The organism is Alteromonas sp. MTD1, from assembly GCF_042848195.1.
Taxonomy (GTDB): domain Bacteria; phylum Pseudomonadota; class Gammaproteobacteria; order Enterobacterales; family Alteromonadaceae; genus Alteromonas.
In genome coordinates this window covers 96117-121330 of record NZ_BTGG01000008.1, presented here as the reverse complement: position 1 = coordinate 121330, position 25214 = coordinate 96117, and the positions used below count along the sequence as shown (strand labels likewise).

The window sequence follows — 25214 nt, the reverse complement described above, 5'->3', positions numbered from 1 at the left end:
TTGAAAAAGGAGTCATCCATGCCTCTGTACCATGCCCCAACAGCTGATTTTCAGTTCCTTCTGAAAGACTGGCTTGGACTTGATGCGCACTACGAAAAGCTAGGTATTAGCGATTTCGACAGTGACTTGGCCAATGAAATTATTTCCCAAGGCGCGAAGTTCGCACTTGATGTTGTTGCTCCTCTTAACCGTGAAGGCGACGAAGAAGGCTGTAAACTAGAAAACGGCAAAGTGACGACCCCTAAAGGCTTCGCTGAAGCATACCAAGAGTATGTGGCCAACGGCTGGAATGCGATGCTAGGTACTGCAGAGTACGATGGCCAGGACTTACCGTATACCATGGCAGTTCCGGTTCATGAAATGCTAAACGCGGCGAATTTAAGCTGGCGTTTAACCACTATGCTAACCGAAAGTGCAACGCTAGCGGTGACTAAGCACGCCAGCAAAGAGCTGAAAGATATCTACCTTGCTAAGCTAATTAGCGGCGAGTGGACTGGTACTATGAACCTGACAGAGCCACACGCGGGTACCGACCTTAGCTTGCTTAATACTAAAGCTGAGCCGCAAGGCGACGGCAGCTATAAAATTACAGGTAACAAAATCTTTATCACCGCCGGCGATCATGACTGGAGTGAGAACGTTATTCACCTTGTACTGGCGCGTCTTCCTGATGCACCGAAAGGCGTCAAAGGTATTAGCTTGTTCCTTGTTCCTAAATTCCTACCAGACGCTAACAACGCACCAGGCGAAGCAAACAGCTTATCTGTGGGTAGCATTGAGCACAAAATGGGGATTAAAGCGAGCCCAACCTGTGTAATGAATTTCGATGATGCTACTGGCTGGTTAGTAGGTGAAGAAAACCAAGGTTTAGCGTGCATGTTTACTATGATGAACGACGCGCGTTTCCAAGTAGGTATGCAAGGTCTAGGGGCTGCTGAAGCGTCTTATCAGGGTGCGCTTACTTATGCACGCGAGCGTGTTCAGTCACGTGCGCCTCAAGGTATTCAAAACCCTGAAGGCAAAGCTGACCCTATTGTATTCCAACCAGATGTTGCACGTATGCTATTAACGCAGAAGTCGTTAATTGAAGGCTGTCGTGCGCTATCGCTGCTTTACGCGAAGTTTATGGACGTAGAAAAGCTAAGCGACGGTGAAGAAAAAGAAAATGCCGACAAAGTTCTGCAGTTCTTAACGCCAATTTGTAAGGCATTTATGACCGATATGGGCCTAGAGACCACTAGCATTGGTGTTCAGGTATTTGGCGGTCACGGCTTCATTCGCGAATGGGGCATGGAGCAATTAATGCGTGATGTGCGTATTGCTATGCTTTATGAAGGCACTAACGGTATTCAAGCACTTGACCTGATTGGCCGTAAATTAACGCGCGATGGCGGTCAAATGATGGAAGCAACGTACAGTGCATTTAGTGCATTAGTTGCTGACATTCAAAATGCAGAAGACAAAGCGCTTGCTCAAGGCATTCTAGACGACTGGCGTGCATCGGCGTCGGACTGCTTGGGCATGGATCCAACTACAGCAGCATCGGCTGCCTGTGACTTCCTGAACTACACTGCATACTCGCTAATTGGGGTATTGTGGTACAGCATGGCCGACACGGCAGCACGCGGCGACAATGCTGTACTTGCTGCGTCGAAGAAAAAGACACGTGATTTCTACATTGAACGTCTACTTCCTCGTCGCGATGCACACAAAGCAGCGTACCTTGCGGGTCCTGACAGCACACTTGCCATTGCTGGCAGTGAGTTCGATTACTTGTAAACGTAAGTAGATAGTCCTGCCAAATAAGCAGAGCTGTCGTCACATCGTAGATACAAAAAGGCCGCCTAATTCGTCAAGAATTGGCGGCCTTTTCCTTAGCATTTATATATTTATATCGGGCTTATATTAGCGCAGGCACGATAGCCGGTAAGAGGACAATTCGCTACTCTTCGTTTGCAGCCACGTTTGTCGTAAAAGTATCGTTAAACCAGTCTTCTAACATGATTTTTTCGTAGCTCAGCGTGTCTCCGCGATTTTGGCGAATATTCGACTCCATAAAATTCATGTCTTTCAGCTGCACTTCTTCAGCACTTGAGATCACAGCGCCTTGCTTATCTGACAAGGTGTAGCTAAACGTCATTCTGGGAATATCTACACGTTGAATAACGCGTACATCGTTGGCCGCACCTACGCCAAACCCCACAAATTGACTTGGCCAAACCTGGCCTGCTAAATCTACGTTCGTTACCGTCATCGTTAACTTTTGTGAGTCAGGCAACTTCGATGCAAGTTCAACAATATGCTCTTCCAATGCTGCTAGGGTACGTTCGCGAAATCGCTTTCTTGATTCATTGGCAGGACGTACATCGGTGTACTTCTCTGCATTTTCCCATGTTACTTTCACTTCAGCCGCAGACACCGGCGCACTAGCGAAAAGCAGCGGTAGCGCCACCGCACTTCCTATCAAAGAACATAGAATAACTTTATTCACGTTGAAACTCCTAAAAAACCGCTACAGGTAAACAACACTTGTTCATCTATCGATTACAACGCCTAGCTAATTAGTTGCTACTTAGCAGCAACTAATTAGGTGCTTGCAAAACCGACGACTGTTTTATTATTAGGCACAATTGTGCCCTTTTAGTTCCCGTAAAATTTGGGTTTATATCGTCGCCATCACAATACACGCCACTGAAACGACGAAGACTTGCTTTATCTACGGTTATTTCCTGTAAATAGGTTTGTTGGTAGGGTTTAAGCGGGCCAATTTGCATTACCACGTTTTCTCTAAGCGCTTCTAATTCGTTGCGTTCGGGCATGGTAGCCATTTCTGCAAGCCAATCAGAAATAGAGTTTTGCACATCCTCAAATAAATATTGTGCAAAAGGCGAGCGTAGCACCAGTACCAAAAGAATAATTTCAGCAGCAATAACAAAAAAACGTAACATGACTTCTCAGCCTACTTCTACAGTTGTATACAACGTTTAACAGCACTTATTCAGCATAGATATTTGGTTGAGAATAAGCACTGTATTTCGTTCAGTTCCATTAAACGTTAGTGAGTATATACATACATTTATGGGTCATAAATAGCGCTATCTATACGCCAGTATATATGCCTGCATATATATTTAAATCACACCATCAGCATTACCGCGTTGCTATAAACAACGTGCGCCTTACTACTATCATCTTTTGCATTCACTCAATATTTGAGTGCTGGCTTTCCTTTACTATAAATTGTTCATTTGCTGTACGAAAGTACTATCGAAATAATGTTACAGGCCTTCTACCCTAGCCTTGTTAAATAATTGTTAATAAGCGAGGGTTGAAGAAAGTGAAAATTATAAAAATGATAGGGCTGTTATTAATTTCGTCGGTTGTGGCTACTTATGCTAATGCCTGTAAAGACGCGGTAGTTTTGGTACATGGGAACAGTGCATCACCATCAAGTTGGAACAATACGGTGAATGAGTTATACCGACGAGGCTACTCATCAAGCGACTTGTTCTTGCCCAACTGGGGCTCAAAGTCATGCGCTGCCTGCAATAACCACAGCGGTTCGGAGGAAACACCGGTTAGGAATGCCATTATCAATGCGGTAAACGCATCGTGCACGGGGCGTATTGATGTTATCGCACACTCAATGGGTGTTACCTTATCTATTCAGCAAATCGATAAATTAGCAGCATCAGGTTTTGTTGATAGCTTTGTAGGCATAGCAGGTGCAACAAAAGGCCTGCGCACATGTGGCGTGTACCCGTTTAACGTGTGGTCAAGCACGTGCGGACGAGATGGCCTTTCTATTTCAAGCCCATTTTTAGACAGCATTGCCAACGTGCCTATTGGTCGAAACGTGTATTCCATTAAAAGCAATATTGATCAAATTGTGTGCGCAACTGGCGTATGTACAGTTAACGGCGTTCACACCAGCAGAATAGACGGTGAAGACGCGTCATATACTTATGTTTTAGGTCATTTCGGTCTTCAAACAGACACCGCTGTACAGCAAGTAAACCTTATTCAATAGCGACGGTTTTACTTAAAGCTCGATTAAGGTCAGTGGTTAGAAGGCCTTAATTGAACTTAGAACTAAGCTTACATAAAATCACAGCCTAAAACTTTCTGAACTTTCAGTATTGACTGAAACATAAAAAAAATGGATCATTCACGTCACTATTGATCTACATTAAAGATGATGTAGCACATGCTGTTATACTCAACGTAGCAGTAGATGTTGTTAGCGAAGGTGTAACTATGAATGACCAAATACCGGTAAAAAATGTCACTCCGGTAAAAGTGCATAAGCCCAAAGGGGCTATTGAAGGGAAACGTTACGATTCTCGCAGCCGCATTTATGTGCGCGCCGTAAAAGGTCCACTGGAATCTTTCCGCCGTTTTTTTGGCCTATTCTTTTTAGGCCTGTTCGCTATTATTCCTTGGTTCCAGTACAACAATCAGCAGGCAGTGTTACTTGATATTGGCGAGCAGCGCTTCACCATATTCTCGTTAACGCTTTGGCCACAAGACCTTACGCTGCTAGCGTACATATTTATCGTATCTGCATTTGCCTTGTTTTTCGTCACCACATTCGCAGGGCGTGTGTGGTGCGGATTCATGTGTCCGCAAACTACGTGGGTATACATTTACACTTGGTTTGAAGAAAAAATTGAAGGCCCTCGCAACAAGCGCATAGCGCTAGATAACCGCCCTATGGATACCGACAAGTTTCTTCGCAAAACAGCCAAACACAGCGCATGGGTTGCTGTTGCCCTATTAACCGCACTTACTTTTGTAGGCTATTTCACCCCCATCGACCGCTTGTTTATTGATTTCTTTACGCTAAATACTAGCTTTTGGGCCGGGTTCTCAGTCATCTTTTTCGCTGTATGTACTTACGGCAACGCTGGGTATATGCGCGAAATTATGTGCACGCATATTTGTCCTTACGCACGTTTCCAGTCGGCTATGTTTGATAAAGATACCTTTACCGTGTCATATAACGCGAATCGCGGTGAGCAACGTGGCCCTCGCCCAAGAAAGTTAAGCCATGAACAAGTGCAAGAAAAGGGTATTGGTGACTGTATAGACTGTAACTTATGTGTACAAGTGTGCCCTACCGGTATCGACATTAGAAACGGTCTTCAATACGAGTGTATCAACTGCGGTGCATGTGTTGATGCCTGTAACGGTGTGATGGATAAAATGGGGTACCCCAAAGGCCTTATTAGCTTCACTTCTGAAGAGGAGCTTGCAGGCGGTAAGACCCATATTATTCGTCCGAAATTAGTAGGTTACTTTGTGGTGCTCGTGATCATGTTAGGCCTATTATTCGCCAATATTTATACGCGCAGCCCCACCGAAGTTGACATCATTCGCGATAGAAACTCACTGTATCGCGAAACCAACGAAGGCTTAATTGAAAATGTGTACACCATTAAGGTGCTAAACAAAACCCAGCAAGAGCATATCTACACTATTGCGGTAAAAGGTTTGCCTGACTACACCTACATTGGGGAGCAACAAGTAACTGTTAAAGGTGGCGAGGTGTACAGCACGCCGATATCAGTTGCAACCGATGCCTATAATCTGGAAGATACGGTAACGGATATCTTCATTAGCGTAACCACCACCATTGATGGCGAGGCAGTTACCGTTGATGAGCCAACTAAATTTCTTTATCGATGACTGATTTTTCTTTCTCGGGGCTTAGCCCCGACACCATACTTGATGCCCTGGAATCTCAGGGCATTTTTTTACAAAGCGGATTGCTTGCGCTAAACAGCTACGAAAACCGTGTGTATCAGTTTTTAGCTGAAGACGGGAAGCGCTACGTTGCTAAATTTTACCGACCTGGACGATGGACTGACGCTCAAATTCTTGAAGAGCATGCATTTGCAACAGCATTAGTTGAAAGCGAAATTCCACTTGCAGCACCCATTGCATTAAATGGAAGCACCCTGCACCACCACAATGTTGAAGGTACCGACTATCGTTTTACGCTATTTCCATCGGTGGGCGGTCGACAGTTTGAAAACGACAATTTAGATCAGCTTGAATGGATGGGTAGATTCATTGGCCGTATTCATCAGGTGGCGCAAGCAACACCGTTTAAAGAGCGCCCTACCATTGATATTCACAGTTATTTAGAAGAGCCAAAGCACGTGCTTGAGAATAGCTCGTTGCTGCCAGAGCACCTAAAAACCGCGTTCTTCGCTATTTTAAACCCGGTTATCGAAACTACGCGAAGCGCGTATAGCGCAAGTTCGCTTATTCGCTTACATGGCGACTGCCACCCGGGCAATATACTGTGGCGCGACGGTCCTACCTTCGTTGATTTAGACGACTGCCGTATGGGTCCAGCCATTCAAGATTTATGGATGATGTTAAGCGGCGACAGGCAGCAACAGCTGCTGCAGCTCGACACCCTAGTTGAAGCCTACGAAGAGTTTCACACCTTTGATAATAGCCAGCTTTCATTGATTGAGCCGCTTCGCGCGATGCGGATGGTGCACTATATGGCGTGGCTATCACGTCGTTGGAAAGATCCTGCGTTCCCAAGAGCGTTCCCATGGTTTGCCGAAGATAAGTACTGGGAAGGTCAGATATTAGCCCTTAAGGAACAGCTTTCAGCGCTTAACGAGCCACCACTTAAGCTTGGGTTTTAATCAAACCGTGTATTCTATATACTCTCGCCATGCGTAGGTGCGCCAATAACTATCTTTGTTCTACTGTGATTGGCGTTAAACGGGAAACCAGTGAAAAACTGGTGCTGCCCCCGCAACGGTAAGCTCCATGTTGTTGTTCAACATGCTCTTTTCATACACCACTGTCTTTTAAGCAATACCTGCTTTTGTCGATGGGAAGGTAAAAGATCTGAAAGACATTTTCAGCGAGTAAGCCCGGATACCGGCCTGTGCCTCATGGCTCATACAATTATTTCACTCATGACCGTATTGAGCGTCCACAATAACATGTGCTCGGGTGGAGCACATTTGATAAAACACTAAAAAATCATGCGTACACAACTAACTCGTGCTGCTGTTGCTACAGCGGTTTTGTCGTGCCTAAGCACACCATCATTTTCTCAAACCACAGACTCTGAAATAGAAACGCTAACCGTTACTGGCTCTCGTTTACCTATTCAACTTACTAAGCTTCCAGGCTCAGTGTCGGTGCTCACCGAGTCCGATATTAATGCGTCGGGCGCTATTCAACTTACCGACCTTATTCGCGGTTTACCAGGCGTAAGTCTTTCACAATCGGGCAGCCCGGGCGGACTTACCGAGGTTCGCGTTCGCGGCAGCGAAACCAACCATTTACTGGTGCTTATTGACGGCGTTGTTGCTAACGACGTAGGTCAAGGCAGTTTGGTTGACCTTGCACATTTAAATAGCGCCAACGTTGTGCGAATAGAGCTACTGCGTGGCCCGCAAAGCGCGCGTTGGGGAAGCGGTGCTATTGGTGGAGTATTGAGTATTACCACCAAAGCCGGGCAGTTTGATAATGCATCATCGGGTGTAACGTTAACCGCGGGCGCGGGTAACCAAGGCACCTATACTGGTAGCGTAAATGCAACGTCGCAAATCAAAAAATTAGGCGTTACCGCTTACGCGAATTACTTCAATACCGATGGCGATAATGTTTCTCGCATGGGAAGTGAAGACGATGGCTACCAGAATGTGACGGCGGGCGTTAATGCTAACTACGCATTTAACGATGAGCACACCTTTATGGGTAACCTTCGCACGGTTAACTATGAAAACCAGTACGATGGTACTGATTTTGTTACCACAGGCCTGCCCGCTGATTCAGATAATGTTACCGATGGCACGCAACTAAGCGCCAAGTTGCGCTGGGAATTTGCACCAAATGCCACTGCTTATCGCAGCGCACTAAGCCTTCAATATCGTAAAGATGAAAACGACAACACAACATCTGGGCTTGATGCAGGCGGCACAACAGGCGAACGCGTAGAGCTTAACTGGACAAGCTTTTACAGTTTCGAAAATTGGCAAGTCGCCGGCGGCGTAGAATATTTACAGCGCTTGTTTGCTCAGCGAGGTCCAATTAGTTTTGGCGACCCCAATCAGAAGCAACACGACAACACATACAGCGTATTTGCCGAAGCCAATGGTGAACTTAGCGAAAACGTGTTTACTACGTTGAGCATTCGTCATGACAGCAATAGCGAGTTCGACAATGCAATAAGCTACCGTGGCGGTTTAACATGGCAATTTGATAAACACTATGCGGCATTTGCTAGTCTGGGCCGTGCAGTAAAAACACCCACCTTTACCGAACGCTTTGGCTTTTTCCCGGCAAGCTTCATTGGCAACCCTAACCTTCAACCTGAAACCAGTGAAGAATGGGAAGTAGGTGTTAAAGCGAACTGGGCCAATATTAGCGGTCAAATTAGCTATTATCACACCGACCTTGAAGATGAAATAAATGGCTTTGTGTTTATTCCAGATCTTGGCACCTTTAGTGCTGATAACGTTGCTGGCGACAGTAATCGTGAAGGTGTTGACGTAGAGCTTACATGGTCGACCGATTACGGAAACCTAGGTGCAAGCTATAGTTATTTAGATGCTGAGCAAGATAACGCGGGCATGGCGAGCACCGAGCTAAGGCGCGCTCGTCATCAAGGTGCATTAACTTACACGTCGAACTTAGGCACAGAACGCTTTAGCCTTTACGCAAAGCTAGCTTACACCGGCACGCGTTTCGATACGTTCTTCCCACCGTTCCCAGCGTCAGCTGAAACGCTAGCGCTTTCAGCATACACGTTAGCTACGGTTAACCTGGGTTATCGAATTGATGAAAAATGGCAGCTTGCGCTCAAAGTTAACAACGTATTCGATACCGATTACGAAGATATTGTTGGCTTTGCAGGGCAAGAAAGACGTACATTATTGTCGGTAACTTACAGCATGTAATTAAAACCGATAGCACCGTTATCATTGCACTTAACATGCCGCCTAACGGCGGCATTTGCTTTTCCCTTTAGTCGTTCATTCAGCATTCAGGTTTTCATCAGTAACATAAAGCCATATGGTTAGCGCAAAACTTGCATTTTATCGCCACCACACCGCGTATTAACGCTTGATAACCGACAGGTTCTAGTTAACCTTAAATGCCTGTGATAATCTCAACGTGTTTTTTGAATTATAATTATAGGAAACAATTTAATGAAAAAGTTTGCAGTAATGTTTGTCATGGCAATGCTTTTGCCATTAACAGCCTGTGCGCAAGAAGCAGGTTCTAAATGGAAAGAAGGCACGCACTATAAAGTACTCGACAGAGAAGCCACTGATAAGCCTGTTATTACTGAGTACTTCTCATTTTGGTGCCCACACTGTTTCCAGTTTGAACCTATCGTAGCGCAAATTAAAGCGAAGAAGAGCAAAGGCACTAAATTCAACAAAGTACACGTAAACTTTATGCGCTTCACTGGCCCAGACGTACAAGATGATGCAACAAAAGCTATGCTTATCGCGCGTGCTATGAAGCAAGAAGAAGCAATGAACGGTGCTATCTTTAACTACATTCACAAACAGCGCGCTTCTATCACGGGCCTTAAAGACTTACGCAACATCTTTGTTGTAAACGGTGCAGATGGCGCCGAGTTTGATAAAATGGCTAAGAGCTTTGGCGTAAACAGCATGCTGCGTAAAAACCAGCAACAAATTGATGATTACCGTGAATACCTAACAGGTGTACCAAGCTTTATTATCAATGGTAAATATCAGCCTACGTTTACTGCTGATATGACGTTTGACGATATTGCTGACTTAATTGTATGGCTATCTGAGCAAAAGTAGTTTTTATTGCCTCCGCGTTAGCGGGGCAGGCTATTTCAGAAAATGGGCGCTTTGCGCCCTTTTTCGTTTCTATCTTTTCAACAAATTATATTAGAGGTATGTCTTTGGAACAAAACACCGTAGCGCCAGTGGAAAACTTTGCCGCTTTTATTTGTGAACTTGATAAGTTAAAAGCGGTAAAAAGACAAATTACGTTACCTGCTGACGGCGACCGTAAGGAAAACTCGGCCGAACATAGTTGGCACGTAGCGCTTATGGCAACCATGCTTTGTCAGTATGCCGCTAAACCTATTAACACGCAGCGCGTTATCCAAATGATCCTAATTCACGATATCGTGGAAATTGATGCCGGCGATATGTTCGCGTTTAACGAACAGCAAGACCACGATGCACAGGCAGAAAAAGAGCTGGCTGCTGCAAAGCGTATTTTCGGTTTATTACCTGCGCCGCTAAATAACAACATGCTGTCATTATGGCTTGAATTTGAAGATGCTAAGACAGATGACGCCGAATTCGCCAAAGCGATGGACCGAGTATTGCCCGTTTTTCAAAACATGAACAATGAAGGCGGGAGCTGGAAAAAACACGGCATTGCTCGCGAGAAAATTGAAAAGCGAAATCAACACCTTAAAACCTGTGCACCGCAGCTTTGGCAATATCTAATGACTGAACTTGATAGCGCCGTTGATAAAGGCTGGTTGTTTAGGTAGTGACTAATAAAGTGTTGAGCGTAAGCACGTTTAGCTCGCCGTAGTATAAGCGCACCAAAACAGAAAATGATGTTCTACCTTGGTGCGCCAGAGCTGTTTTAATTAGCGTGTAAATCAGCGCAAAGTTTTAAGGGGCTAAGTTGTAACTACAAACGTTTAGTAAACTGACCAATTGCATTAACGACTTCATTTGCTCCCTTTTGAATTTCGTTCATCGCTTTACCAGATTCAGTGGAGTAATCGAGTGCTTCTCTAGCTTTCTCTTGACCTGCTTCTATTAACTGTACTGCGTTTTCAGTTAACTTTCGGTTTTCATTTACCACGTTTACTATTTCTTCCGTTGCACTGCTGGTATTTGATGCTAACTGGCGAACTTCATCGGCAACAACCGCAAATCCACGTCCTTGATCACCTGCTCTAGCAGCTTCGATAGCAGCGTTAAGCGCTAACAAGTTGGTTTGGTCGGCTATGCCACTAATACTTTTTACCAGGTCTGCCACTTTCTGCGACTGTTCATCCAAATCTTTTATACCTGAGCTTGCTTCCCCCATACGCTGAACAAGCTCATTCATTGTGCGCTCTGTGGAGTCTAGAATCTCGCTGCCTTTTTTAGCTTGTTCACCCGTATTTTCAGAAATATTAAACGCCACATTGGCAGCCTCTGAAATGGCGAACTCTCGCTCCATTTGTTCCGTAATAACCGTTGCGAACTTGGCAACCTTGTATACCGTTCCTTCATCGTCGCGAATTGGATTGTAAGATGCCTCTAACCACACTGAATTACCCTGACTATCAACGCGCTGGAATCGACCAGACGCTAGCTTGCCAGCCGCAAGGTCTTGCCAAAATTGTTTATACTCCGCTGACGCCGCTTCTTTTTCGGTACAAAAAATACGATGATGTTTACCAACTATCTGGTCTAGTGAATAGCCCATACCCGCAAGAAAGTTATCGTTTGCGGTAATGATGGTGCCATCAAGTTTAAACTCTATTACAGCAGATGATCGGTGCAGCGCACTTATCATATCCATAAGTTCATTGCCCAACGTAATGTTACGCGTTTGCTCTGCCATATAAAAAGCGATATAGGCAATGTTCCCATTTGCATCGTCAACAGGTTGCACTATGCCACGCACCCACATTTCATCGCCCTTAGCATTTAAGAAATTTATTGCCCCATGCCAATGCCGGTGGTTTTTTACGGCTTTAAGCATGTTTTGTGTATCTTGCTTTTTAAGCGACTTTTGAGGAATTAGACTTTCTAAGGTTTTACCACTGATATCATCGAGTTGATACCCCGTTGCCTCGAGGCACAGCGCATTGCCTCCCTGAATTCGTCCATCGTGAGAAAGCTCAATAAATAGCATTTCCTCTCGAAGCTCTTCCTGCACGGTTTTATATGCTTCAAGTTCCTTTTTTAAGCGTGCGTTTTCTTCTAACAGCTGTTTACTCTTGAAAAACATCCACTACTCCTATCTCCACCCTAACTCTGCAGGTTCACACGTAGGATGAGTTAATCTCTGGATACCACCAAAACACCTGCAACTATTTTAGTTATACCGCGTAAAAGGGGCCGTTATTTTTTCGGCGTTTGATTAAAAATAGCAGAGCATTTTGATTTTTTTAGATGTTTTCAAAAAACATTTGAAAAATAACAGATAAGGTTTACTACCTTGAAGTACCATACAAGCACTAAGCTTAGATATGGGATGCAAATTTACAACAGTTTCGTCCCGATGCCTTAGCTTCATATAAAGCAGCATCAGCTTCATTGAGCATTGTATTTAATGACCACTCTTTTGTACCGCTATAGTTAAATGTAGCTACCCCTAGACTCATGGTCACGCAATCCGAAATTGCGCTTTTTTTATGCTCTAATTGCAATGATTCAATGCAAGCGCGAATCTCTTCAGCCTTGATGCGCGCACCAGACTCGTCGGTACAAGGCAAAATAACAACAAACTCTTCTCCGCCGTAGCGCGCGCAGAAATCAGTAGTGCGCGTAATAGCGCTGTTTAACCCTGCGGCAACGGCTTTCAAACATTCATCACCTTGGGTATGGCCGTAGTAGTCGTTGTAGCCTTTAAAACTGTCCACGTCGAGCAGTATTAAAGTTAGCGGCCAGCTGTGACGCTTAGCAAGTGCTATCGACTTTTCAATTTCAATTTCGAAGGCACGACGGTTAGGAATTTTGGTTAATGCATCGCTTAAACTCAGTCGAATAAGCTCATCTTCCTGCGATCGTACACGCTCAAAGTAAGAAGCAAAGCTTTTTGCGAGCCGCGCTATTTCATCGCTGCCCTGGAAGTTTTCTACCTCTGTACTTCCTTTTTCTACTAACTTCGTCAAATCGATAAGTCGCAATATGATGCGCTTATAAATGTATACAATAATAATGCAGCAAATCAGCATTACCACGCCCGATAACACCAGCGATTGTGTTATTTGTTTTGAGACACCGGCAATGGCCTTTTGACCTTTAGCTGAGGTTTCTTGAGTAATATTGGCGGCCTTGAACTCAATGTTAGTTGCCACTTCTTCTGCAAGATGTTCAACAAAACTACCTCGCCCACGAGAGCGACCGCGTATGCGTAGAATATTAGCTTGTTTGTCTACCATCCCCTCATCACCAAGGACCGAGGATGATAATGAACTAACAAGCTCATTGTGGCGCGCTCCGCTGGAAAGCTCGGCAAGCGCTTCTATGGCGTTTTCAATTTGTGTTTCAAGTAAGCGTAATTCATGTAGCTGAAATTGCTGATTTATTTGTGCAATTTGAAGAATCAACGATACTAGTACATCAGCACTTTCTTCGGATAAATAATCAGCAGACGATTTATCAACTAATCTATTTAGAAACAAAAATAATGCTTCTCGTTCTGCATGAGCCTCTTGCTCTACCGATATTCGCCTGCGAACTAAACCGTTTAACTCGTCAATTTCCTGCGCTAGAACGTTAAGCTGAGTGCTTAGATAACGCTCGCTATCTTGATTAATTAACGAAGGCGATTGAAGGCGACTTAATGTTTCATCTACCTGGGTTTTAACAATGCGGCGAGCAGACTGATTTTCAGACGAGGTTAGCCTGGCAGTAAGTGAAATGAGATGCTGCACTTCCCGAGTGAGCGCAGTAGCTTGAGTAAGCGCTGGAACCGCGTTACTTGTCACTGTCGATAACACTGAACGCACATCATTGAGCCTAGCAAAAGACAGCATCAAAATAAGCAAAATTAGGCCTATGATACTACCTTGGGCAATAATGAATATCTGTAACGTTGCCTTGTTGTAGCGCATATCAATCACCACCCTCCGCGAGATTTCGAATGCGCTCTTCAAGCGTTAACTTAACTTCAAATTTATCAACAATAGCCTGCACTACAAGGTCAGATATCTGAGGCGGCCTTGCAGAAGCATTGTCTTTTCGGCGTGCACTACTTAACGACTCATAGCCATCGCCACCATTAGCAATAAAATCGCTGGTAGCTAGCGTGTAATACTTCTCGTTTACTAACGGTTTACCGTTCACGGTGACTTGCTGTATTCGTCCAAACGGCTTGGCATTACTGTCAAAGGTATAAGCCATACCCGACACATGTGGGAATCCTCCCCGACTATTCTCATATTGTGACAGCCCCTCTTCCAAGGCCTGAACTATTTGTTCGCCAGTTAGAATAAGGGTAACAACATGTGCCCTAAACGGTAACTCGGATACTATATCCTGTCGCGTAATAGGTTCGGACACGCCATAAGAATCATTGCCCCGTATGCTCCCGCCATTGACCAAGCCTATGTCAGCACCAGCATGTTTCCTTATGGTGTCTGCTACGAAGTTTACAAACGCGTTCTCACCGCCTCTAACAAGCTTACGCTCGGTAGAAAAAGCGGTTTGCCATTCTCCAATTTGAATGTTTAAAAGTCGCTTTAACCGAGACTCGTAACCGAGCACCTGTTTTTTAACCATCGGATGAGGCTGCATGTCTGCAAGCGCGGTATAGTCAACGCTACTTACAGCCCATTGCGATTTTTTATTAATAGTCGCCACAATAGCGGTTGCAGGCGTAGCTAGTTTCAAAATATTAGGATGATCGATACTGTCGTCGTACGGCCTGTCGTTTAGACGGCTGTCAGAAATAAAAGCGATATCAACGATGCCTTTTTCAAGAAAGTTGCTTACGAAGGGAAAGGGGTAAGAATAATTAAGTAACACAATATCCGCCCCACGCTCTTTAAGGACTTGCGATGCTTCAAGTACCGCTTTTTGTGGAGGCTCCACCACAACATCAAATAGCTGGTACTCGCTTATAACGCGCTCGTGCAAGATAGAGATGACGCCTAAGGAAACATTTTCTTTTCTAATTAACGCCGATGAAAGCAGGCCTTCCGGTGTCTGCTCTACTCTACTGTCTTTCACATTACTGGTAACTATTGGGAATGCAGCTTCATAAGAACGCAACGAAAGCTCATCTTCGTAAAAGCTAAACTCTCGTTTTGTAACGCCCATCACGTCAGGCTCTAGGGAGTTTAACAGGTCTATAATGTGCGAGCCTCTATCAAAAGAAGATAGCGCGCTAGGTCCAATTGAGCCCCCACCGAACACAAAAAACACACTATCGCTGGTATTGCGATATTCATCGACTAAGGTTTTTAGTTCAGCGTATCGACCAGTGCGCTCGTCGCTGATATTAGGCATATCAGCTGCGAAAATAAGCGTGACAGGGGAATGCTCATCGCTGGCGTTGCACGCCCACGACATTAATATCACCAACACAAACAGAAGTTTATTTCCCATAGCACCACAAAAACGCAAATTGTTAACACCATTAACAATTATATAACCGAATAAGTCAAGTTGCTGGGACTTGTTATAAACTTATATCTAACAAAAAAGCTTAACGTATATTATTGATGAAAAGGCAAAAATTCGCCTTTACGATGCTTCCATAGATGTTGAGCCTCGGCAAGTGCATCACCCGCTTCTGCATTTTTAAGAAGCACAAGGTAGCTTGCTAAGGTGGCGACGACTGATTGCTCACCATAGACATGCCTCTGTTTGCCCTGCCACACATCCACCATGACTTGAACATCCATGCGCTTATCTTTAAGCGCCCATTTGTCTGCCACCACAGGTAAATCAATACGTTTGGTTTCGCCATTGCGCGTAATGAATAGCTCGGTTTCACGTTCGCCGTTCACCTCGGGGTCGCCCCCATCACCGCGAAAACATAACGCATTTATAGAGGGGTAATTCTCGTTTACCCTACAATGCTTGTGATCAAGGTGCATATGATAAACTCCTTGTATCGCATATTTGGCCTCGGTGGGATTGAGCAGGCGAGCAAGGGTGTTAGCACATGAGCGTAAGCTAAACACTTCTCTAAGTTTGATAATGGTATCGAGTGCAGGGAGTAAATGTGACAGGTCGAGGTAGGTTACCCCAAGTTGGGAAAGTTGTAATTCAGCTTCTGCTACGCTGCTTACTTCAGGCAAGCCTAACGTGGGCAATGCGACGCTTGCATATAAACGCCCTGAGCCAGGCTCATGGGCGCCATGGAGTAATACATTTTCACCTTGTTTTACCAGCAGTGCTACAGATAACAAATACCACGGCAACTGTCGTCGCTTTCCGGCGTAGCAGCCCACATCTAGTGAAGGTTTTAACCGCTTAACATCGGGAACAATAAGCTCGCGACAGGCGTCAACAAAGCCAATAACCTCTTCAGGAGTTTCTTCACGGGTTCGAAGCAACATTAAAAATGCGCCTCGCTGATCGCCAGTCACTTCATTTGCTAACACCATTTTCATGGCATAATAAGCTTCTTCACGTGTTAGGCTTCGAGCACCTTTTTGGCCCTTCCCAATAATTTTGATGTATTCGCTAAACGGTTGTTGCATGTTTATATGAGTGCAGTAGCAGCGTATTGACGTGTTGCTTCGACTCTACCACCTTTCCAAAAATAAGTAACGTTGAACCGGTAACCAATGAAGCCCGCGCCAAACCTTGTTGACGCGGGCTTTTTATCGAAAGTCGTTTGCTAATAAGACGAATAACTTATGCTAGCTTGTCAGTAGCTACGCGGTAACGCGGGTCTTCAACTACGTTAATTTCAACAAACTTGTCGGCTTTGCGCAGTAAGCAGCGGCACTCATCGCTTATGTGGCGAATATGCAGTTTCTTACCTTGCTGTTCGTATTTGTCTGCTAGCGTATCTAGTGCATCGATACCTGATGAATCCCAAATACGTGATTCTTTGAAATCAATAACAACGTCTTCTGGGTCGTTAGCAATATCAAACAAATCTTTAAAGTGCGATACCGAGCCAAAGAATAGCGGACCGTCTAGTTCGTATACTTTCCAGCCATCGTTATCAATATGCGACTTAGCTTCAATGTGTCTTGCATGCTTCCAAGCAAATACAAGAGCAGACACGATTACACCCACCACTACTGCAATAGCAAGGTCGGCGATAACGGTAACGCCAGTAACCAAGAAAAGCACAAAGGCATCTTCTTTATTTACGCCACGAATAATTCTGAATGAAGCCCACTCAAACGTTGCAATAACAACAACGAACATTACACCAACCAATGCCGCAAGTGGGATCATTTCAATTAGTGGGGCGGCAAACAAAATAAAGCCAAGCAATACCACTGCAGCGGTAATTCCTGACAATCGACCACGGCCACCAGAGTTAATGTTAATCATACTTTGACCAATCATGGCACAACCGCCCATACCGCCAAAGAAACCGTTAACCGTGTTTGCTACGCCTTGACCCACGCATTCCTTGTTGCCGCGACCACGTGTGTCTGTCATCTCGTCAATAAGTGACAAAGTAAGTAGTGATTCAATAAGACCTACCAGACACAAAATGATTGAAGTAGGAAGAATAATCATGAAGGTTTCCCAGGTGAACGGCACCATAGGAATAGCAAAGCTTGGTAGTTCTCCGGCCAATGTTGCACTGTCGCGCTGGTCTTGTGGCAGAAGATCACGAACGAAATCAATTACAGTACGCGCTTCTAAATCTAAACCATGTACAAGCGCCGTTACAGAAACAATAGCCACTAGCGACGCAGGAACTGCGGTAGTAAGCTTTGGAAGTAAATAGATGATAGCCATAGTTAGCGCCACTAAGCCTAGCATCCAGTACAGTAATGTACCTTCCATCCACTGAAGTTCGCCCGCGGCATTAATAACTTTAAACTGGCCTAGCTGGGCCAAGAAAATAACAATGGCAAGACCGTTAACAAAACCCAGCATTACTGGGTAAGGCACCAGCCTAATAAATTTACCAAGCCTGAATATACCGCAGAGAATTTGCAGTAATCCGGCAAGAATAACTGCGGCAAAGAGATACTGCACACCGTGCTGAGCAACGAGCGCCACCATTACCACGGCCATGGCACCGGTTGCGCCAGAGATCATACCGGGACGACCGCCAATTGCAGACGTAATAAGCCCCATCATGAATGCCGCATACAAACCAATCATTGGCTCGACACCGGCTACGAATGCAAATGCAACGGCTTCAGGCACCAGTGCTAACGCCACCGTGATCCCCGACAACACATCGTTTTTTACATTGCTGTCTTTACTGGTAATTAAATCGAACATGTTCTCTCAGTAACTTAAAAGTGAAACGCAAAAGCCCAACGCGACGCGTTCTGTAATACAGACGCACCTGTTGAGCTTCAAAAATTTGTTGGCGATTCTATCACCATTAACACTTAAAATCTTTTAATAGATTGTTATCACATTTATTGGTTTATTTAGCGCGTTGTGCTGACAAATGAAGGTGATCATGGCAAGGTTAGCGCTTTGAAATTTTAGTGTTGTGGTTTACCCACAGTGAAAAAAGCGTGTTTTAGGAGTTTTCGTGGTCCCTTACATTTTAACCATTTTGTGTGTACTTGTTGCCGGCGCTATTCATTGGCTTGCGCCTAAGACGTATTGGAAAGCCACAATAATGTCTACGGCAGTTATTCTACTTTTGTGTGTTGCAGCTCTTTTTATTTTCCAAGCATCTGGCATGTTGGTAAGCGATCAAACGGGTGAAACCGCAGACTTTTCTGGACAAATGCTTACCATTACTACACTTGTTGCGTTCTTTGGCTTTTTAATTTCACTGTTTGTAGGGTGGTTTTTAAAGGTGGTTCGCAATAAGTGACACCATACATGTGCCTCTTCCTTAGTGCTTTCTGTTTTACCGGTATTTCGTTGTAGTATAGTTAAGGAGAGTTAACAATAAGCTGTAGCTTAGGCCATAATGTAAGCCAGCCCTTTTCTTCAACACGTTTGTGCATAACATCTGGCCGTTTAAACAAAGGGCTTAAACTGATGGTTTCTGCGAAATTTGCGTTTAGTCCAAACGGGGCAAGCACATCTATTTGGTCATTATCGGTTAATCGCACCGCTACACAGGTTTCCCGCTCAACCCAGTATGAAATAGCATGTTCGCAGCTGCTGTAAGGTTCATGACTGTGCTTGGTGTGCATATGCGCTTGGTTTTTGACTTGCCAATTTACATCTGGCACCGCATTACTTAACCGTGCTTGCAGAGTTTTATCTTCTTGTTTAGGCGTTGCTTTCGAAAAATAGATAACGTCAATATCGTTAAGAGGGGTTGGCGAGGGTTTATTGTGTAGATGGTCCCATATCGCATTTCGCAGAAAACCTGCGCCAATATAACCTTGAGGAAGCTCAAGAGCGCGGACAGCTTTAAGACAAGCCATCCGCAGACTGTCGACCTGCATTAAACGCGAAACACAGGCCTTATAGCTTTCCTCGCTTTTAGTCATTATCTGCTGTTTAATCACTGGGCTTAAATGCTGCCCCTCATTTGCTGCCGCCTAAGCACTTAGGTGAACTCAGTGCTTCACCACCTCGCGCTTCCCACTCAGAAGGCGTATAGGTATGAAGTGCAAGTGCGTGAACTGGGCCTTGTAATGCTTCATCAGCGAGTGCATTTATTTCGCGGTGTCTTGCAATAAGGCGCTTACCGTCAAACGTGTCGCTTACCACCGTCACTTTGAAATGGCTTTGCGCACCATCTGGCACATTGTGCATAAAACTCTCATCAACAACCTCTAAATACTGCGGCGCGAGTGCCTCTGTGATGGCTGATTCAAGAAACGCTTTAACTTGCATATTCACTACCCTGCTGGCGAAATTAGATGTCGAAATGTTAGATTTATTCTACCACCGATAGGCTTGGCCGTCTTGGCTATACCGTGCACATAATGACTTTGCGTAGTCCCGGCCATAATAAGCACACTGCCGTGCTCAAGCACTTGAGTAAAGCGCGCTTTGGTTTCCTTATGTCGCAAAACAAAAGGCCGCGCTTCGCCAAGGGTTAATGAAGCAATGGTTGGATTAATGCCTAGTTCGGGCTCATCGTCGGCATGAAGACTCATGCTGTCTTGACCATCTCGATACCAGTTAGCCAGTACACTATTAAATTCAGTGCCAGTAATTTGCTCACAAGTTTTGCGTAGCTCGCTAAGCGTTTTCGACCAAGGGTTAGGTGCCATGGTTAAATTTGAGTAGGTATAGGTGCAGTGTGGGTCGCCATGCCAGCTTTGCAGGCGAGGAATATTTACCGATTTTCCAAACAAACGAATTGCATCTTGGCGCCACGGCAGCTCGGTTTTAAGTGCTTCATAACAGCGATTAGCGTCGCTTGATGAAAGCGCATTGGGATAATATTTAACATCGGCTTCTAGTAGCGGCAACTGTACGCACGCTTTTTCACGCCGACCATTTTCCTCGTCAAATAAAGAAAATTGCATTGTAAGTTAACGCACCTTTTGTTTTGACTCTTACACTTAACCCTATTGTACGCAAAACTTATGCAATATGTTCATGCGCTATACACTGCAAGGATAGGAGAAGCTTACTGCGGTGTTAGATGTCGTATTGCTGCTGTGTTAAATGATGTACTTAAGAGGCGGGTAGTAAAGGGTAAAGCGACGAACAAGGCGTGAGTTTTTACTCACGCCTGTGGTAGAGAAGTGTCGTTATAGGCGTGACTTTTCCTTGAAATCGTCATCGCCTGGCGTTGCGCTCCATGCCCCACTGTCTTGAATAACGCCCTTGTTTTTGTTCATCCATGTTTTAATAACGCTAGCACTTGAAGACGCACTTGGAACCTGTGTTGAACTTCTATCCAAGGTTAACGGGCTGAATGCACGTGACCAGAAATAGTGTGTTACGGCTGCGCCGTGTTTCTCAGCAATTTGCCAAAACTGGAAATTCCATGGTTTTAATTCCGAAAAGGCAATGCTATTCATAAGACTGGCATTGTTGTCGCCCGCTAAAAACGTGCTGGTGACAGGCGAACTTCTATACGCCTCAATGGCTATACCTTTAGCCTTTAAGGTGTCAACAATGTCTTTACTACGCTCACCAGTCCACTGGTTGTTCAAGTACGATTTCTCGCCAATTGAATAAAACGGATCAAGCAGTGCAATTCGGTCGGGGCGATATGCGCCTGATAAACTGCCCTGGTTCACAGCAGTGTTTAATTTGTTTGAAATAGTAAGGGCCAACTGATTACCTAACGAATGCCCCGTTACGCGAAGCTCTGAACCAGAAAAGCTTGGCATGCCATCAACAAGGGCTGTGTAAAGCAAGTCAGTAACGGATTTATTAGGGCCGCTGCTGTAGCTGCCGTTGCTTGACTTCCAGCGCATGTTCCTTGGACCGTTAGCCGAGTGAATTTTGGCTTCAGCGTCTTTTACTTCGCTTTCATCAGCAAACTGGTTCCAATACAAAATACCTACGTTGTAGCCGCGATCTAACCAATACCATGCTAAATCTTGATTAGGGCCGCCAGAGCGATTTCTGTTTAGCGTTTCGCGATTACGGCTAGTTACCGAGCCGTTTTGCCACCCGTGAATGTAAATAACGGTTTTTTTATTGCTGCTGTAGTAAGGGTTAGGCTCACCCTTATTGGCTTTTTTGGCATCGTTATAATCAAACCAGTATAAGCCGTAATCTAAGCTGCTATACACGGAGTTTGGAAAGGTAATTTCTGCATTGGCCGACATAGAAAAAGCTATGGCGAGCACGGTCCAAAGTAGGGTGAGTTGTTTTTTCATGGTTTTATTCGTTCTTTTTTGTTTTTAGTTTTTATTTAAGCGATTTGTTGTTAGTGGTCAGACAAGCTAACTTAACAATATTTTCACATTTTAATTACAAAGTAAACGTTTACATTTTAATCAATCTTTACAACGTGGCGTACTAACACATTTTTAGTTAAACCACTTGCCCCTGCGCGCTGCGCTTGAAGCGTTAAAATGCTATTCTAATGATCTTATGTATGCGGGTGCCTAGCACGCATTCACCAACGAATTGAATTCCACCAGCAGATTACGTACACGTTAATGAATACAGAATTTATATTGGCCGACCGTCACTTTACACTCGTTCGCTACCCAGAAAAACACCAGCATGTCAGCCTGCAGGCATGGGATAGTGCAGATGAACTGGTTATAGAGCATATAGAAGCACTGCTTAGCGAAAACGAAGCAATGATTAATAACGACTCGCCAATGATGTTGTTTAATGATGAATTCGGTGCGCTTGGTTGCTGGTTTTCACATCTAGCTCCGCTATGGGTTTCAGACTCTTATATTGCGCTTCGTTCATTGCAGGAGAACCTTGCATCAAATAAATTGTTAAGTGGGGATGATGAAAGCAATACCGCGCCTATTACACCCTTAACGAGTGTAGACAGTTTAACGTTTACCCCAAAAAATGCGCCAAGCCTGGTTGTAATAAAAGTACCTCGTGCATTGGCCCTGCTTGAGCAGCAGCTTATCGATATTCAACAATATATAACGCCAAACACAAAAGTCATTGCTACAGGCAAAGTGAAAACCATCACCAAATCTGTGCTGGGATTGTTTGAGAAATATATTGGCCCTACTACAACGTCGCTAGCTAAGAAAAAGTCACGCCTTATTTTTGCGTCACCCGATGAAAAGAAGCAAAAGGCAACGTCGCCCTACCCTACGCGCTGGCAGTGTAAGGGAACGACAGGCGTTTCATTAACCTTAGATAATTTAGCTAATACGTTTTCTCGTCAATCATTAGATATTGGTGCTCGCATTATGCTTGAGCACATGACCGTGAGCGCAAATGATGTCGTGGTAGACTTAGGCTGTGGTAACGGCGTACTGGGTGTAAATGCACTATCGCTCGCGCCAGACTGCAAAGTCATTTTTATCGATGAGTCTTACATGGCGCTGGAAAGTGCAAGACTGAACGTGCTTAACAACTTTCCAGACAAAATTGACCAGTGCGAGTTCGTTGCCAGTAATTGCCTTGAAAGCTTACTTAATCGAACCAACACACCTGCTGTGACAAAAATATTGTGTAACCCACCTTTTCATCAGCAAAACGCAATTACCGACCATATTGCGTGGCAGATGTTCACAGACTCGCGAGCACTGCTTGTAAAGAGCGGGCATCTTGTTGTGGTGGGAAATCGTCACTTAGATTATCACATTAAACTTAAAAAACTGTTTGGTGGCGCGAAGGTGCTTGCCAGTGACAAAAAGTTCGTTATCTTAGGCACAGCAAAACGCTAGTAAATACTTAAGCGAATGAAACTAGAGGACTATTTCATGAAGTATTCTTTTAAATCCGTATTGGCAGCATGCTGCGCACTTACCATGATGGTGAGTTTTGCTGCAGCGGCGGCAAAGAAAGACGACGGCTCGCAAATACAGCCCGACAATTACTACCCACGTGTAAAAATTGAAACGACAATGGGTGACATAGTGGTTGAATTAGACAGAAGACGGGCGCCAATTACCGTGAACAACTTTCTTCGCTACGTTGATAAACGCGCTTATGAAGACACCATCTTTCATCGCATAGTGCCTGGATTTGTTGTACAGGGCGGCGGATATACTGCCGATTTTGAAGGTAAATCTAACTTCCCTGAAATTTTTAATGAGTCTGGGAACGGGTTGACCAACGACTTACATACTATTGCGATGGCACGTCAGAGCGATCCACACACAGCCAATCGTCAATTTTTCTTTAACGTTAACGACAACAGCAGCTTAAACCCGGGAAGAGATTGGGGCTATGCAGTATTTGGCGTTATCGTGGAAGGTGAGGATGTAGTTGATGCGATGTCAGAAGTAGAAACTGAGTATTCAATTCGCTTAAACGCGAACAATGTGCCTATTGAACCCATTGTTATCAAGAAAGTGACCGTGTTACCGCCACTGTAACCTCTAATAAAGCGACGTAAATTATAGGGACGTTAGCTGTAGCAGCATCATATGGGTGGTTGTTCGTACAAGTTTTTACATATAAAGCGCGACAGCCACCTGATGTATTGTTTAAACAGCAATTATAAATCTCGCCAATACAGCGTTTGTGCAGGAAAGGTTTTGTCGAAGTAAATGCCGTGACGTTTAAACCCGACTTTTTCCAGCACACGCTGTGAAGCCGCATTTTCAGGATGCGTCATGGCAGTAAGAAAGCCATAGCCCTGTGACTTGCTCCAATCAATCACCGCATTACACGCTTCCACACATAAGCCGTTGCCTCTCGCTTGAGGTAGCATGGCAAACCCTAAGTCTGGGCAAGTAAATGCGAAACGATTAAATAGCCCACATACACCAAGCGGCAGGCCTGTTTGTTTATCTTCTAGTGCAAGTAACCCGTATCCCCACTCTTTTCGCTGCGCGTTGGTGCTCTCAATGTAGTCACACGCGTCATCTACATTATTTACGCCACGACTGCCTATAAACCTTTTCCACTGTGCATCTTGCTGTAGCGACAGTACCCAGTGCTTATCGGCAAGGGCCAGTGGGCGCATAATGAGTCTCTGAGTGCTAAAGCGGTTGCAGTAGGTCATCAATTATCTCTTTAACTTCTTGGCTTACATTAGCAGCCCTTGGGTATTGAGGTGACGCCCTGTCGTTTACTCTTGGGTGGTCCCACGCCTGGGTCATGGTGATAAACGCTTTTGCTTCCTCTACACCGCCATGTTCCAAACAACCGGCCATACAGGTGTCAATATAGGTTTGATTAACGGGGTAAGCTTGTGATGCTGGAGCACATTCAAGGGTTTCACAAATCCACAAATTAAAAGGGGCAAGCGCTTTCTTGAAGGTGGCTATCTCAGCGCTATTGTAATTACTAATACCGCTTTCATTAAGCAGTACGCTATCGTGATTAACCTCAACAAACCTGTAGTCGCGCTCTCGCTGTTGAAGTGCTGGGCTTAACTGAGCGGGAATAAGCTGTGCATTAAGCTGCTTCGACGACGAAGCTACCGCACCGACATAAGTTTGCTTTTCTTGCTCACTACGCGTTACCCATGCGCGCTCGAACCCGTTTACCGTTACCGGCACTCCTTTGGTAAAAATGTTAGAGAAACGTTCGCGGCTATCTTTGCTAAATAAACTACCATAGCCAAGCACAATATGGCGTTCGTCTAGAGCCGATAACCATTGCGTAATCTCTTCAATAGTATGCTTCTTCAATGTTATATCTCTTTAACTCATTACCTTATTTATGCGGTGTCTCATTAATGCGCGGTCTTATTAATTTCTCTTAGTGATTTAACACGTAAACTGGGTTAACTGACACCATCTCACTTAAACGCGTAAAACAAAAAAGGCGATGTACACTACATCGCCTTTTCATACGGAA

At 44.7% G+C, this 25214-nt stretch carries 23 protein-coding genes, 1 pseudogene and 1 riboswitch; of the genes and pseudogenes, 10 read left to right on the top strand and 14 right to left on the bottom strand.

The features are described from left to right. Positions 1-18 precede the first annotated feature (18 nt). Entirely contained in the window at positions 19-1779 is a 1761-nt protein-coding gene (locus ACGHAV_RS12170) for an acyl-CoA dehydrogenase family protein (protein ID WP_390380929.1), read from the top strand. 163 nt (positions 1780-1942) lie between these two features. On the opposite strand, the gene ACGHAV_RS12165 is transcribed toward ACGHAV_RS12170, so the two are convergent. Both ACGHAV_RS12165 and ACGHAV_RS12160 read right to left on the bottom strand, forming a co-directional pair. After that, positions 1943-2491 (bottom strand): DUF3016 domain-containing protein, encoded by a 549-nt coding sequence (locus tag ACGHAV_RS12165; protein ID WP_390380926.1) that lies wholly within the window; start codon positions 2489-2491, stop codon positions 1943-1945. Positions 2492-2582: 91 nt separating this feature from the next. Further along, positions 2583-2948, bottom strand: a complete 366-nt coding sequence (locus ACGHAV_RS12160) for a hypothetical protein (protein ID WP_390380923.1) — start codon at positions 2946-2948, stop codon at positions 2583-2585. A 404-nt stretch (positions 2949-3352) separates the two neighbouring features. Between ACGHAV_RS12160 and ACGHAV_RS12155 the strand changes: the two genes are divergently transcribed. From ACGHAV_RS12155 to ACGHAV_RS12130, 6 genes are all read left to right on the top strand, one after another. Further along, on the top strand, positions 3353-4030 hold the full coding sequence (locus ACGHAV_RS12155; protein WP_390381286.1) for a lipase: 678 nt from the start codon (positions 3353-3355) through the stop codon (positions 4028-4030). 227 nt (positions 4031-4257) lie between these two features. Further along, positions 4258-5688 carry a cytochrome c oxidase accessory protein CcoG gene (gene ccoG, locus ACGHAV_RS12150; protein ID WP_390381283.1) on the top strand — a complete coding sequence of 477 codons (1431 nt, stop codon included), beginning with the start codon at positions 4258-4260 and terminating at the stop codon, positions 5686-5688. Continuing rightward, positions 5685-6668, top strand: a complete 984-nt coding sequence (locus ACGHAV_RS12145) for a serine/threonine protein kinase (protein ID WP_390380920.1) — start codon at positions 5685-5687, stop codon at positions 6666-6668. Before ccoG ends, ACGHAV_RS12145 begins: the two co-directional genes overlap by 4 nt. Before the next feature lie 18 nt (positions 6669-6686). Further along, positions 6687-6933: riboswitch (cobalamin riboswitch) on the top strand. An 83-nt stretch (positions 6934-7016) separates the two neighbouring features. Further along, positions 7017-8939: a TonB-dependent receptor plug domain-containing protein gene (locus ACGHAV_RS12140; protein ID WP_390380917.1), complete on the top strand. Its 1923-nt coding sequence runs from the start codon at positions 7017-7019 to the stop codon at positions 8937-8939. Positions 8940-9191: 252 nt separating this feature from the next. After that, positions 9192-9824: a thiol:disulfide interchange protein DsbA/DsbL gene (locus tag ACGHAV_RS12135; protein WP_390380914.1), complete on the top strand. Its 633-nt coding sequence runs from the start codon at positions 9192-9194 to the stop codon at positions 9822-9824. Between the two features lie 104 nt (positions 9825-9928). Continuing rightward, entirely contained in the window at positions 9929-10534 is a 606-nt protein-coding gene (locus tag ACGHAV_RS12130; RefSeq protein ID WP_390380911.1) for an HD family hydrolase, read from the top strand. Positions 10535-10680: 146 nt separating this feature from the next. Here ACGHAV_RS12130 and ACGHAV_RS12125 read toward each other — a convergent pair whose 3' ends face one another. From ACGHAV_RS12125 to ACGHAV_RS12100, 6 genes and pseudogenes are all read right to left on the bottom strand, one after another. Continuing rightward, on the bottom strand, positions 10681-11085 hold the full coding sequence (locus ACGHAV_RS12125; RefSeq protein WP_390381280.1) for a methyl-accepting chemotaxis protein: 405 nt from the start codon (positions 11083-11085) through the stop codon (positions 10681-10683). Between the two features lie 135 nt (positions 11086-11220). After that, positions 11221-11997: pseudogene (locus tag ACGHAV_RS12120) on the bottom strand (PAS domain-containing protein); the annotation flags it as partial. 235 nt (positions 11998-12232) lie between these two features. Further along, on the bottom strand, positions 12233-13828 hold the full coding sequence (locus ACGHAV_RS12115; RefSeq protein WP_390380908.1) for a diguanylate cyclase: 1596 nt from the start codon (positions 13826-13828) through the stop codon (positions 12233-12235). Position 13829: 1 nt separating this feature from the next. Further along, on the bottom strand, positions 13830-15287 hold the full coding sequence (locus ACGHAV_RS12110) for a bifunctional metallophosphatase/5'-nucleotidase (protein WP_390380905.1): 1458 nt from the start codon (positions 15285-15287) through the stop codon (positions 13830-13832). A 146-nt stretch (positions 15288-15433) separates the two neighbouring features. Next, the gene (locus tag ACGHAV_RS12105; protein WP_390380902.1) at positions 15434-16426 is read right to left on the bottom strand and encodes a glycosyl transferase family protein; all 993 of its coding nucleotides are present in this window, start codon (positions 16424-16426) and stop codon (positions 15434-15436) included. A gap of 157 nt (positions 16427-16583) precedes the next feature. Beyond that, a complete protein-coding gene (locus ACGHAV_RS12100) occupies positions 16584-18149 on the bottom strand; it encodes a SulP family inorganic anion transporter (RefSeq protein WP_334015353.1) in 1566 nt (521 codons plus the stop codon). Positions 18150-18411: 262 nt separating this feature from the next. Between ACGHAV_RS12100 and ACGHAV_RS12095 the strand changes: the two genes are divergently transcribed. After that, positions 18412-18702 carry a hypothetical protein gene (locus ACGHAV_RS12095; RefSeq protein ID WP_390380899.1) on the top strand — a complete coding sequence of 97 codons (291 nt, stop codon included), beginning with the start codon at positions 18412-18414 and terminating at the stop codon, positions 18700-18702. Between the two features lie 61 nt (positions 18703-18763). On the opposite strand, the gene ACGHAV_RS12090 is transcribed toward ACGHAV_RS12095, so the two are convergent. The 4 genes from ACGHAV_RS12090 to ACGHAV_RS12075 form a co-directional block, all read right to left on the bottom strand. Beyond that, positions 18764-19333 carry a nucleotidyltransferase family protein gene (locus ACGHAV_RS12090; RefSeq protein WP_390380896.1) on the bottom strand — a complete coding sequence of 190 codons (570 nt, stop codon included), beginning with the start codon at positions 19331-19333 and terminating at the stop codon, positions 18764-18766. Positions 19334-19370: 37 nt separating this feature from the next. Continuing rightward, entirely contained in the window at positions 19371-19682 is a 312-nt protein-coding gene (locus tag ACGHAV_RS12085) for a BolA family protein (RefSeq protein WP_390380893.1), read from the bottom strand. 5 nt (positions 19683-19687) lie between these two features. After that, positions 19688-20323 carry an alpha-ketoglutarate-dependent dioxygenase AlkB family protein gene (locus ACGHAV_RS12080; protein ID WP_390380890.1) on the bottom strand — a complete coding sequence of 212 codons (636 nt, stop codon included), beginning with the start codon at positions 20321-20323 and terminating at the stop codon, positions 19688-19690. A gap of 228 nt (positions 20324-20551) precedes the next feature. Next, positions 20552-21634, bottom strand: coding sequence for a hypothetical protein (locus tag ACGHAV_RS12075; protein ID WP_390380887.1), 1083 nt, complete (start codon positions 21632-21634; stop codon positions 20552-20554). Between the two features lie 285 nt (positions 21635-21919). On the opposite strand from ACGHAV_RS12075, the gene ACGHAV_RS12070 reads away from it, so the two are divergent. Next, positions 21920-23128: a methyltransferase gene (locus tag ACGHAV_RS12070; protein ID WP_390380884.1), complete on the top strand. Its 1209-nt coding sequence runs from the start codon at positions 21920-21922 to the stop codon at positions 23126-23128. Positions 23129-23212: 84 nt separating this feature from the next. Then, complete coding sequence (locus ACGHAV_RS12065) at positions 23213-23782, top strand: peptidylprolyl isomerase (protein WP_390381277.1); 570 nt, start codon at positions 23213-23215, stop codon at positions 23780-23782. Between the two features lie 122 nt (positions 23783-23904). On the opposite strand, the gene ACGHAV_RS12060 is transcribed toward ACGHAV_RS12065, so the two are convergent. Both ACGHAV_RS12060 and ACGHAV_RS12055 read right to left on the bottom strand, forming a co-directional pair. After that, the gene (locus tag ACGHAV_RS12060; RefSeq protein ID WP_390380881.1) at positions 23905-24414 is read right to left on the bottom strand and encodes a GNAT family N-acetyltransferase; all 510 of its coding nucleotides are present in this window, start codon (positions 24412-24414) and stop codon (positions 23905-23907) included. Next, positions 24392-25030: a gamma-glutamylcyclotransferase gene (locus ACGHAV_RS12055; RefSeq protein WP_390381274.1), complete on the bottom strand. Its 639-nt coding sequence runs from the start codon at positions 25028-25030 to the stop codon at positions 24392-24394. Before ACGHAV_RS12055 ends, ACGHAV_RS12060 begins: the two co-directional genes overlap by 23 nt. Positions 25031-25214 lie beyond the last annotated feature (184 nt).